This window comes from Candidatus Nitrotoga sp. BS, assembly GCF_927797785.1.
Taxonomy (GTDB): Bacteria; Pseudomonadota; Gammaproteobacteria; order Burkholderiales; family Gallionellaceae; genus Nitrotoga.
Map to the genome: position 1 here is coordinate 1 of NZ_CAKMLL010000073.1, position 10,321 is coordinate 10,321.

Genomic DNA, 10,321 nt, shown 5'->3' on the forward strand with positions numbered 1-10,321 from the left:
TCATTCGTGCCAACAGTCGATTAAGTTCCAAACAGAATGGCGCACTACACTAGATCAACACCCAACACTGTCAAGGTGCATTGGCAACTCAATTTTTGATCCATACAGCACTTGTCCAAAGGGTGGATAAAGCGTAATATAACTTCTATGAAAAAACTAATTTTAACATCGACTGCTTTATTGCTAGCCATGAATGTGGTGTGGGCGGATGCGCCGAAAAAGGCGGCATCGCCAAGCGACGTAGCTGCAAAATTACCTCCTGGTTACATCATTAATGGTGGGCTCACTTGGGCACCCGTTACAGCCACCGCCGTCAATTTTGCTAAGGCTGAGGATATCTGCTCATCGTCCACAGCACTGGGATACAAATGGCGCCTGCCAACTAAAGACGAACTAATCGCACTTACTCGTTATGATGGAAGTGTGTCAGGTGTTCGTAGTCATATTGCTTACCGCAATCTCAACAAGCCTTCTCAACTACGTGAGCAGGGTTGGACGCTGCACGACGTTTGGTCATCCACGGCCGGCTCTATTTCTGGCCTCCAGTTTATCGTCAATTTGGAAGGCGGCATCGCTAACTACGGTGACGTAAACGGCATCAGTCACGTAACCTGTGTTAAGTAGAGCGGGTTAAATAGATCGGTCAGTTGGGCTTCATAAATGAAGCCTGGAACTCACGGCTCCGGTAGCCGTCGCGAGAGAGCTCGCACTTAAACGAATGATCGACGCAGTATCTAATCACATCGTTGGGTGGTAGGTTCTACATCACTTGCAGGTTTTCGGGTAACCACCACCATCTCCATAATAGCAACCGAGTGCAGGATTTTAATCGCCCATACCAACGAAAACGGGGCTGTTCAATGCGCTGCCTCCCAATTCTCGCCTTCACCAAGTCCAACTTCAAGCGGCACCTTCAACTCGGCCACATGGCACATCAGCCCAGGCAGACTTTCTTTTACTAACGTCAATTCACTCTCCGGCACTTCGAGCACCAACTCATCATGAACTTGCATGATAAGTCGAGTATGAAGCTGCTTGTGCTCTATCCAATTTTGCACTGCGGCCATTGCCAGCTTGATTAAGTCTGCTGCGGTGCCCTGCATGGGTGCATTAATGGCGGCACGTTCGGCGGCCTGGCGGCGCATTCCGTTGCCACCGTTAATTTCTGGCAGCCATAGTCTGCGCCCGAACACTGTTTCCACGAAGCCTTGCTGCTTGGCCTGCTGGCGTGTGCGCTGCATGTAGTCAGCCACGCCGGGGTAGCGCATGAAATAGAGGTCTATATATTGCTTCGCGGCGCTACGCTCGATATTAAGTTGTGAGGCCAGGCCGAATGCTGACATGCCATAGATAAGGCCGAAGTTGATGACCTTGGCATACCGCCGTTGCTCATTGCTCACTACATCTAGCGGGACAGAAAAAACTTCTGACGCAGTGGCGCGATGGATGTCCTCAGCATTCGCAAATGCCTTAAGCAAGCCTTGGTCACCGGACAGATGTGCCATGATGCGTAATTCGATTTGCGAATAGTCGGCAGAGACGATACGGCTGCCGGGAGGCGCGATGAACGCTTCGCGAATGCGGCGCCCTTCCGCTGTGCGCGCAGGAATATTCTGCAAATTGGGATCGCTGGAAGCTAATCGTCCTGTCACAGCCACAGCCTGCAAGTAGCTGGTATGAACGCGCCCGGTTCTGCAATTCACCATTTGCGGAAGCTTGTCGGTGTATGTGGATTTAAGCTTCGCCATGCCACGATATTCGAGCAGCAGCTTGGGAAGCGGGTAATCTAGCGCCAGCTCCTGCAATACCTCTTCGTCAGTGGAGGGTGTACCGCTGGGCGTTTTTTTCTTAACCGGCAGACTGAGTTTGTCGAACAGGATTTCCTGAATTTGCTTGGGCGAGTTGAGATTAAACGGCTGCCCTGCCGCTGCGTATGCCTGCGCCTCAATGTTAACGAGTTTCTCGCCCAGTTCGCGGCTCTGTCCCGCCAGCTTGATACTATCTATCAATACGCCATTGCGCTCCATGACGTATAGCACTTGTCGTGCGGGTAGTTCTATATCGCGGTACACCGCATCCAGCTTGCCTTGCATTTTGATCTGCGGGATCAGTGATTGATGCAGTTGCAGAATAATGTCGGCGTTTTCTGCTGCGTAGTGTGTAGCGGTTGCCAAGTCCACTTGATCGAAGCAAATTTGTTTTGCCCCCTTGCCTACGACTTCGGCATAATTGGTTGTCTTCACTCCTAGATGTCGTAGCGCAAGGCCGTCCAAGTCGTGCGACTTATGGCTTTCCAGCACATAAGATTGCAGCAGTGTGTCCTCGGCGATGCCCACAAGCTGAACACCATGGTTGGCGAAGATGTGCTGATCATATTTCAGATTTTGTCCCAATTTTTTGTGTCGTGCGCTTTCCAGCCATGGCTTGAGTTTTAATAGCACATGCTCACGGCTTAGTTGATCCGGTACCCCAGAGTAGTGGTGCGCCAGTGGCAGGTAAGCTGCGTGATGAGGTTGGATGGCAAATGAGATGCCCACCAGTTGTGCGTTCATCATGTCCAGCGCAGTGGTTTCGGTGTTCATGCTCACCAATTCGGCCAGTAAGATTTTTTTCAGCCAGGTGTCGAGTTGCGTTTCCGTCAAGATGGTTTCGTAATGCACTGCGGCCGACACAGGCGCTTCTTCAGCAAACAGGCTGGCTTGCCGTACCCCCTCCTCTTCCTCAATTTGTTTTGCAGAAGTCGAAGGTGGGGCAGGAGAAAGTTCGCGTAGCCAACTTTTGAAACCACAACGTTCAAACATACTGCGAAGTAGCGCGTTGTCTTGTGGTGGTGCCACCAGTTCGTCAAAGTGTATGGGCAATTCAACATCGCACTTAACGGTAATTAGCATGCGACCTTGCGGCAACCAGTCCAGCGCATTACGCAGATTATTGCCCACCACCCCGGGAATTTCGTGTGCATGTGCCATTAAATTATCCAGTGTGCCATATTGTCTTAGCCATTTGACAGCAGTCTTGGGGCCTACCTTAGGTACACCCGGCACGTTATCTACCGCGTCGCCGGTCAAAGTAAGGTAATCGACGATGCGTTCCGGCGATAAGCCGAATTTAGCCAGCACTCCTGCTTCGTCCAGCGTTTCATTGCTCATAGTGTTAACCAGTTGTACTTGGCTGTTTACTAGTTGTGTTAGATCCTTATCACCTGTGGAAATGATACAGCGTGCGTTACCCATTGTTGCCTGCTGTGCCAGCGTACCGATCACGTCGTCCGCCTCCACGCCGTCAATCATCAAGATATTCCAGCCAGAAGCAGCGATAAGCTGATGCAGCGGTGCAATTTGCGCAGCAAGGGCTTCTGGCATTGCAAGTCGATGCGCTTTGTAGTCGGCATATAAGTCGTCACGGAAGGTTTTGCCTTTAGCGTCGAATACGCAGGCGCTATAATCCGCCGGGTAGTCGGCGCGCAGACGGCGTAACATGTTAAGCACGCCGTAGGTCGCTCCAGTCGGTTCACCATGCGGGCTGCGTAGGTCAGGCATTGCATGAAATGCGCGATAAAGATAAGACGAGCCATCAACCAGTAACAATTTTTTCATTTTTGTAAAAGGGTTCTTCAATCATGAGCAATCAGTCTAAACTGCCTTCTTCTAAGTTGCCGGAAGTATGGAATTCAAAAGAGGCATGGCGCGTGTTTGGCATTATGTCAGAATTCGTATCTGCCACTGACCGACTAAATGTCATTCAGCCAGCCGTCAGCATTTTCGGCAGCGCACGTACCCAACCGAATCATCCATATTACAAAAAAACCGAGGAAATTGCGCGACTGCTATCCGATGCAGGCTTTTCCGTTATTTCGGGCGGAGGACCTGGCGTTATGGAAGCGGCCAATAAGGGCGCATTCTATGGCAAGTCACCAAGTGTAGGGCTGAACATCCAATTACCGCACGAGCAGCACGACAATCCCTATCAAAATATCAGCCAGACTTTCCAGCACTTTTTTGTGCGCAAGGTCATGTTCGTTAAATTTGCGAGTGCCTATGTGGTCATGCCTGGCGGCTTCGGTACGCTAGACGAGCTGATGGAAGCGCTTACTCTAGTACAAACCGGAAAGACACGACGCATACCGATCATTCTGGTCGGCAGTGAATTTTGGCGCGGCATGCTGGACTGGTTCCGGCAAACACTGCTTGCCGAAGGCATGATCAATCCGCAGGACTTGGATTTGATTCAGCTGATCGATAATTCAGAAGAGGTAGTAAACGCCATTTTCAGTCATTATGAGACCCGCGGCTTTGAACTTTCCGAGGCTGAACGTGAAATGCAGTTGAACCTGTGATGGGTGCAAGGATGAAGGAACAAGCGCAAAGAATGGGACGTTTTAAGAAGTCTTTTCCTTGCTTATCGGCTAGAATGTGGCCTTGAGAACTCTCCGAGTTAATATGATGCGCCTGTTTATCACCTTATTCCTGAGCGGCTTGTTCAGCACAGCCTCTGCTGCACAGCTGCCCGGCCTGCAACCGTTGCCACCTCCGCCTCCGCTTGATGCCAATGCCCATGATGCCAATTTGTTACCGTTGCCACTCCAGTCGTCCAGTTTGCCCGTCGATGACCGTGCGCAGGACGCTACTTTGGGTCAGGAAATTACCATCATCAAGTCGACTGAACAGTCCGTAGAAGAATACCGCGTTGGCGGAAAGCTTTATATGATCAAGATTACCCCGAAAATTGGACCACCCTATTATTTGGTGGATGATCGTGGTGATGGCTCGTTTTCACATTATCAAAATCTGGGTCCAGGTTTTAATCCACCACGCTGGGTCATTCATAGATTCTGATACGAGTTCCGAAATATGGCAGTTTTTACCCGCGTCACTGAACCAGAGCTTATATCTTGGCTGAACGATTTTTCGCTAGGCCAATTACTGGAATTCCAAGGTATTGTCTCAGGTATCGAGAACACCAACTATTTTGTCACAACCAGTAGTGGCCGCTTCGTGCTGACGCTGTTCGAAAAACTTGCTGCCAGCGAATTGCCCTTTTACCTCAATCTAATGTCTCATTTGGCTCGCCACGACATTCCTTGCCCTAGCCCCGTGGCCAATCGGCATAATCAATTCTTGAGCAAACTGAATGGCAAGCCTGCGTGCATTGTCAGTCGTTTGTCTGGTAAGTCGTTGACGAATCCAGATGTAACCCACTGTGCCGCTATAGGCGAAATGCTGGGCCGATTACACAATGCAGCACTAAGCTTTGCGGAAACCATGCCCAACACACATGCTGCAATTTGGCGTGCGCGTGCCGCACAGCAGGTAACACCGTTTCTATCACCACTGGACGTAGCATTACTGGAAAGCGAAGTCGCGTTCCACGAGAAACACACGCTTGCCGCGCTACCGCACGGCGTGATACACGCTGACCTATTCCGTGACAACGTTCTGCTTGATGGTGCGCACATCGGCGGCCTGATCGATTTCTATTTCGCTTGCAACGACAGTCTCCTATACGATGTGGCCATTACCGTGAATGATTGGTGCATGGGTGCAGACAGTATTCTGGACAAAGCGCGCACTCAAGCCCTGCTGCAGGCCTACCATGCGGTGCGACCCATGTATAAGGAAGAACAAATTGCTTGGCCAATTGCCTTACGTGCAGCAGCACTGCGTTTCTGGCTATCGCGCTTGTACGATATGCACTTGCCACGTGAAAATGAACTGGTACACGCGCACAACCCAGATCAATTTAAATGCATTCTGCAACGGCACATCACCGCGAACAGTAACGCTATTTGGTTATAACGAGGCGAAAAATGGAGGCGCGAAAAGTAAATATTGCCAATGGTTGGCTATGGATAAAGCAAGGATACTGGTTGCTCAAAAAAAGTCCGGTACTGTGGGTGAGTCAAGCGGTAATCGGAGTAGTCGGTCTACTCGGCATTTCAACTATCCCGGTGATCGGCGACCCATTAGCCACCCTCCTATTCCCCATCCTGCTTGCTGGCTATATGTTTGGCTGCCGTGCGTTGGAGCATGACGAAGAGCTAGAACTATCGCATTTGCTTGCTGGATTTCACAACAATACTGCGCAGCTAGTTACATTAGGCGGTATCAGCTTGATTTGCCAAATGCTGATATTAGGCGTGATGATGATCACCGGCGGCGCCACTTTGGTAAGTATCTTGATGAGTGGCCAGCCGGTAGACAACCCGGAAATACTAGCTCAAGCCGCTACGGGAGCGGGCTTTGCACTGATGCTGGGCATGACATTGTTCAGCATGTTACTGATGGCGATGCAATTTGCTCCGATGCTAATAATCTTTGACGAAATGTCGCCCATTGACGCGCTAAAAGCCAGCTTGTTAGCCTGTCTGCGCAACATCCTTCCGCTGTGGCTGTACGGCGCAATAATGCTACTTTTCATGATGGCCGCCTCCATGCCTATGATGCTAGGCTGGTTAGTTTTGCTGCCCGTGATGCTAAGTTCAATGTACGCTATCTATCGTGATTTGTTCCCGACTCCAACAGAACTTGCTATGGCTCATGAGAGCGAAACAAATACACCAGGCTAATAGCAAGATTCAATTTATGGTTACCGTTGATCCAGCAATCCAGTCCACTTGAATAAATCGACACAGTTTGACTATCATCGCACCCACCCCAGTGCTATTGGCGCTACAACCGAGTAGAACAAAGTCACCCCAGCCGTTCTCCCACGCAACCGGACGTGCAGCTTCCGCATCCGGCAGTTCATTGAATCCAGATTGTTCATTAGTGCGAAATGAGTTATGTTTCAAAGCACGGGAAGCTAATTTTGCTTTTTTTCTAACTGGCATTCAGTTTCTAATACCACTGATGATGAAAGACACTGCGATTCGTAAGGTATGGGATAGAGGTCGTGCAATTTTTTTGTGACTTCACCTCTCTCTTTAATGACTCAATATGGTCTCGCATCTATTGACGCGCTCTAAACAGTGGCCAGCTGCGGACGGGGATATGATCACACGGGATGGGACACCTACTTAACCTAGATTCATTAATTTTCCTGATTAGTTACATGCCTCAGCCGCCCAAATGGCAGCTTCAGGGCATGGGGTTGTAATCGCCGCAACGCGAACGAAGTGCTTGAGTAGGGTGCCAAGATCGAAGCGGCGGTTAAACGGCCCTGAACCTCGGCCAGGTAACGGTCTGCGTATTTACGGAAGTCGAAAGCATGGTAGATTCCACTGATAGCTGTTTTCAGGTTGCCCAGCACGGTATTCATGGCGCGGAATGCCGGGAGTTGCGTCGCTTCCCGACCCGTGCCGCCGTTCATAATAATGGCGGAGTGTGTAGCGCCGCTGGCAGTGACGCCCCGGACACATCCCAATCTGTCGGACAGTACTTGAGCGGAAGGCACCCGTGCCTTCTTGACCCAGGCTTCGATGGTTTGTTTGGTGAACGGGATGCGGACGAAGCAGGCTACGACCGGCTTGCCGTCCTCTGTGGTCTGCACAACCGCAACGAAGGAGACTTTGTTTCCGGAACCTCGGCCGCGCTTACCCGGGCGCTCGCCGCCCAGGTAGGCGTCGTCAATTTCGACTCGCCCTTCGAGGACGCGTAAGGATTCGCGCTCAGTTACCCCCTGTGTCAGACTAGTTGTCGCCTCTAAATTTTACTTAAATTCAGGAGGAAACAATGGCAATACGTATACGGAAGCATTTATCGAGCAGGCATTAATCAAGGTATATTCTCCTGGAGACAGGACGATAAAGTCGGTCGCGGAAGAACTGAACGTCAACTGTCATACGGTAAAAAATTGGATGGAAAGGAAATCTGCGAAAGTTGACAAGCCCGATGTATCGGCAAAAGAGAAGCGTCCCCGCAATGCGGGCAGACAAAGCCCTCTGGCCAGCGTGACGCCAACCGCGCCGCGTGGCACTGCTCCATCCTCCCGTACTGCTTCAGAAACTCAGATATCGACAGACCCTTTTGAAACTGAACTCGATTCATTGCCATGACACATCTCCTTGGATAGATGCGCCTATTATTAGGCCTCAGTAGCTCACCACATGAACTTGTAAGTAAACAACTGTAACCAGTTGAGGCATGTAACTAATTAAGTTAAATTTTGGCTGAGGTAGCTTATAGTGGACCCTAAATTTCAGACAATAAATTAAGATGTAAGCCTGCCGTAAAAGAGGAGCAGGAGATGAGTGAAAGCAAGCGCAAGAATTTTACCAGCGTGTTCAAGGCCAAGGTGGCACTGGAAGCGATCCGTGGCTTAAAAACATCGAACGAGATTGGACGGCTGAAGATAGAACTGGACTGGCTCAAAAAAGTCTGGGATATGCCTAGCATGACTCGCAGGTCATGGATCAGCACTGGAGAGTCGCTGGCGGTGACCCGGCAGTGCGGGCTGGTCGCGGTCAATCGTACCACGATCTATGCGCCGCACCAGGTTACAAAATCGGACGAACAAGAACTGGCGTTACTGTCACTGATCGACACCGAGTACACACGCCACCCATTCTACGGCAGCCGCAAGATGACTGTGTATTTGCGCGACCAGGACAGGTAATCAACCGCAAGCGGGTGCAGCGACTGATGCGATTGCTGGGTCTGGCCGGGATGGCACCGGGGCCTGATACCAGCCAGTCGCACCCGCAGAGCAAGGTGTATCCGTATCTGCTACGCGGCGTGCTGGTGACTCGACCCAACCAAGTGTGGAGCACGGACATCACCACCATCCGTCTGCCGCGCGGGTTCGTGTACCTGGTGGCGGTGATCGACTGGTACTCGCGGCGTGTACTGTCATGGCGGCTGTCCAACACGATGGATAATGGGTTCTGTGTGGATTGCCTGGAACAGGCGTTGCAGAGTCATGGCACGCCGGAGATATTCAACACCGACCAAGGTTCACCGTTTACGAGTGAGGCATTTACCCAAGCACTGTTGAACAAAGGCATTGCAATTAACATGGATGGACGGGGCCGTGCGCTGGATAACATTTTTGTGGAACGGCTGTGGCGCAGCGTCAAGTACGAAGACGTGTATCTGAAAGGGTATACCTCGGTCTCTGAATTGTTGTTGGGGTTGACCGAATACTTTGTGTTTTACAACAGGGAAAGAAAGCACCAGTCGCTGGGCTACGACACGCCCGACGAGGTCTATCGGACAGGGGTCGGTGGCGGTGCCAGGATTGTGGATAAATACAGCGAGGTAGAAAAAATACGTTTAGAGAAAAGAGAAAAAGTAGAAATAGAAACAAAATCAAAAACAGAAGGACAAAACCGGGGCAGCGCCGTTCGGCTGCATGTAAAAGGCGACCATCTTAAACTCGATACATTATTATCTTGACAGAGGGGGCCACAATAGCTCGCGGTACTGAAATGTTGCCAAAAAACTCTCACTCAAGCATTGATATACTTATCTTGGGCGGAGGAGCGGAGGAGCTGATGAAATGATCCATATCGTGCCTCTAAACGTAAACTCGCTTCTCCCAGTCACCTTAACCTCCAATAAAGCCAAAACCCGCTTAAACCTAACCCAAGCAATATAAGCGTCGCAATATCCATCACCCACACCGCATAGCGCCCAAAAAAACGACCACTATGCATATCCTGCAATATACGCTGAAGCGAAATGCCCGGTGCGAGAATATCCGCCGACCGTCGTTTAACGTCGGCAGGAAGATCTTGCAAAGTAGACAACTTCAATCCAGAAACATTCGACAGATCCCAGTTTAGACCATCAACGCTGGCATATATAGCTGAAGGAGTTTGCAACATAACATTGTTGCCCATTTTGCCAAGTGCAGATATAGGAAAAGCGGGCAGCAATTGCTTTTCCAACTTGTCTAACAACTGCCCATCGGATTGATACAAATATAAGGCAGAGGTAGTCGCAATATAATTAATCCCCCCAACTTCGACTGCTCCAACTGGTTGCCCTGCACTACTAGACAATAATTTACCGTCTAAAACCCATTTCCCTTCTTCCCATGATAAGTAGCTTTTACCAAGCAAATATCCTTTAGTCGGAACAGCAGCATCAATCCCGTACCAGCGCATTAACCACGAATAGCTTACTTCCCGTTTATCTAGTTTGAGTATATCAACATGATTTAAAGCTAATCCTGAAAGAATAAGATAGACCATAAATAGGACTATGGCAGCTCCAACAAGTCCATGCCACCGTCGAACCGCATGAATATTCATCTTGGCTTAACTCTCTTTTGTCGAAATTGTAGCGTCAGCGGCTCCATTCGCAGCCTGCTTGAACTCCGCAGATTCACCTGGCAATTCAGGTTCAGGCTGAGCGCCCAGGAATTTCGCGCATCTTTCGGC

Annotated in this window: 10 protein-coding genes and 2 pseudogenes; 7 read left to right on the forward strand and 5 right to left on the reverse strand. The window is 50.2% G+C overall.

Annotation, left to right across the window (positions count from 1 at the left end):
* Positions 1–147: 147 nt before the first annotated feature.
* Positions 148–624: an Lcl domain-containing protein gene (locus MJ769_RS09550; protein WP_239236794.1), complete on the forward strand. Its 477-nt coding sequence runs from the start codon at positions 148–150 to the stop codon at positions 622–624.
* A gap of 233 nt (positions 625–857) precedes the next feature.
* Here MJ769_RS09550 and polA read toward each other — a convergent pair whose 3' ends face one another.
* Positions 858–3,596 carry a DNA polymerase I gene (polA, locus tag MJ769_RS09555; RefSeq protein ID WP_239236795.1) on the reverse strand — a complete coding sequence of 913 codons (2,739 nt, stop codon included), beginning with the start codon at positions 3,594–3,596 and terminating at the stop codon, positions 858–860.
* Between the two features lie 23 nt (positions 3,597–3,619).
* On the opposite strand from polA, the gene MJ769_RS09560 reads away from it, so the two are divergent.
* The 4 genes from MJ769_RS09560 to MJ769_RS09575 all read left to right on the forward strand — a co-directional run bounded on the left by MJ769_RS09560 (position 3,620) and on the right by MJ769_RS09575 (position 6,565).
* Positions 3,620–4,336: an LOG family protein gene (locus MJ769_RS09560; RefSeq protein WP_239236796.1), complete on the forward strand. Its 717-nt coding sequence runs from the start codon at positions 3,620–3,622 to the stop codon at positions 4,334–4,336.
* A 103-nt stretch (positions 4,337–4,439) separates the two neighbouring features.
* Complete coding sequence (locus MJ769_RS09565; RefSeq protein WP_239236797.1) at positions 4,440–4,835, forward strand: DUF2782 domain-containing protein; 396 nt, start codon at positions 4,440–4,442, stop codon at positions 4,833–4,835.
* A gap of 15 nt (positions 4,836–4,850) precedes the next feature.
* The gene (locus MJ769_RS09570) at positions 4,851–5,795 is read left to right on the forward strand and encodes a homoserine kinase (RefSeq protein WP_239236798.1); all 945 of its coding nucleotides are present in this window, start codon (positions 4,851–4,853) and stop codon (positions 5,793–5,795) included.
* Between the two features lie 11 nt (positions 5,796–5,806).
* Entirely contained in the window at positions 5,807–6,565 is a 759-nt protein-coding gene (locus tag MJ769_RS09575; protein ID WP_239236799.1) for a BPSS1780 family membrane protein, read from the forward strand.
* Positions 6,566–6,574: 9 nt separating this feature from the next.
* On the opposite strand, the gene MJ769_RS09580 is transcribed toward MJ769_RS09575, so the two are convergent.
* Entirely contained in the window at positions 6,575–6,829 is a 255-nt protein-coding gene (locus MJ769_RS09580) for a hypothetical protein (RefSeq protein WP_239236800.1), read from the reverse strand.
* A gap of 200 nt (positions 6,830–7,029) precedes the next feature.
* The gene (locus MJ769_RS09585; RefSeq protein WP_445083086.1) at positions 7,030–7,626 is read right to left on the reverse strand and encodes an IS1595 family transposase; all 597 of its coding nucleotides are present in this window, start codon (positions 7,624–7,626) and stop codon (positions 7,030–7,032) included.
* An 85-nt stretch (positions 7,627–7,711) separates the two neighbouring features.
* On the opposite strand from MJ769_RS09585, the pseudogene MJ769_RS14740 reads away from it, so the two are divergent.
* A pseudogene (locus tag MJ769_RS14740) lies at positions 7,712–7,774 on the forward strand (hypothetical protein); the annotation flags it as partial.
* On the opposite strand, the gene MJ769_RS14745 reads toward MJ769_RS14740, so the two are convergent.
* Positions 7,770–7,991 (reverse strand): transposase, encoded by a 222-nt coding sequence (locus MJ769_RS14745; protein ID WP_445083085.1) that lies wholly within the window; start codon positions 7,989–7,991, stop codon positions 7,770–7,772. The pseudogene MJ769_RS14740 and the gene MJ769_RS14745 overlap by 5 nt on opposite strands.
* Positions 7,992–8,184: 193 nt before the next feature.
* On the opposite strand from MJ769_RS14745, the pseudogene MJ769_RS09595 reads away from it, so the two are divergent.
* Positions 8,185–9,197, forward strand: a pseudogene (locus tag MJ769_RS09595) (IS3 family transposase); the annotation flags it as partial.
* Between the two features lie 281 nt (positions 9,198–9,478).
* Here the strand turns inward: MJ769_RS09595 and MJ769_RS09600 are convergent.
* Positions 9,479–10,192, reverse strand: a complete 714-nt coding sequence (locus MJ769_RS09600; RefSeq protein WP_239236801.1) for a PepSY domain-containing protein — start codon at positions 10,190–10,192, stop codon at positions 9,479–9,481.
* Positions 10,193–10,321: the final 129 nt, after the last annotated feature.

Excerpts from the sequence above, each read along its gene's own strand:
- MJ769_RS09560 (WP_239236796.1), top strand. The coding sequence starts at position 3,620 with ATGAGCAATCAGTCTAAACTGCCTTCTTCTAAGTTGCCGGAAGTATGG.
- MJ769_RS09580 (WP_239236800.1), bottom strand. The coding sequence starts at position 6,829 with ATGCCAGTTAGAAAAAAAGCAAAATTAGCTTCCCGTGCTTTGAAACAT.
- MJ769_RS09600 (WP_239236801.1), bottom strand. The coding sequence starts at position 10,192 with ATGAATATTCATGCGGTTCGACGGTGGCATGGACTTGTTGGAGCTGCC.
- MJ769_RS09575 (WP_239236799.1), top strand. The coding sequence starts at position 5,807 with ATGGAGGCGCGAAAAGTAAATATTGCCAATGGTTGGCTATGGATAAAG.
- MJ769_RS14745 (WP_445083085.1), bottom strand. The coding sequence starts at position 7,991 with ATGGCAATGAATCGAGTTCAGTTTCAAAAGGGTCTGTCGATATCTGAG.
- MJ769_RS09550 (WP_239236794.1), top strand. The coding sequence starts at position 148 with ATGAAAAAACTAATTTTAACATCGACTGCTTTATTGCTAGCCATGAAT.
- MJ769_RS09570 (WP_239236798.1), top strand. The coding sequence starts at position 4,851 with ATGGCAGTTTTTACCCGCGTCACTGAACCAGAGCTTATATCTTGGCTG.
- MJ769_RS09565 (WP_239236797.1), top strand. The coding sequence starts at position 4,440 with ATGATGCGCCTGTTTATCACCTTATTCCTGAGCGGCTTGTTCAGCACA.
- polA (WP_239236795.1), bottom strand. The coding sequence starts at position 3,596 with ATGAAAAAATTGTTACTGGTTGATGGCTCGTCTTATCTTTATCGCGCA.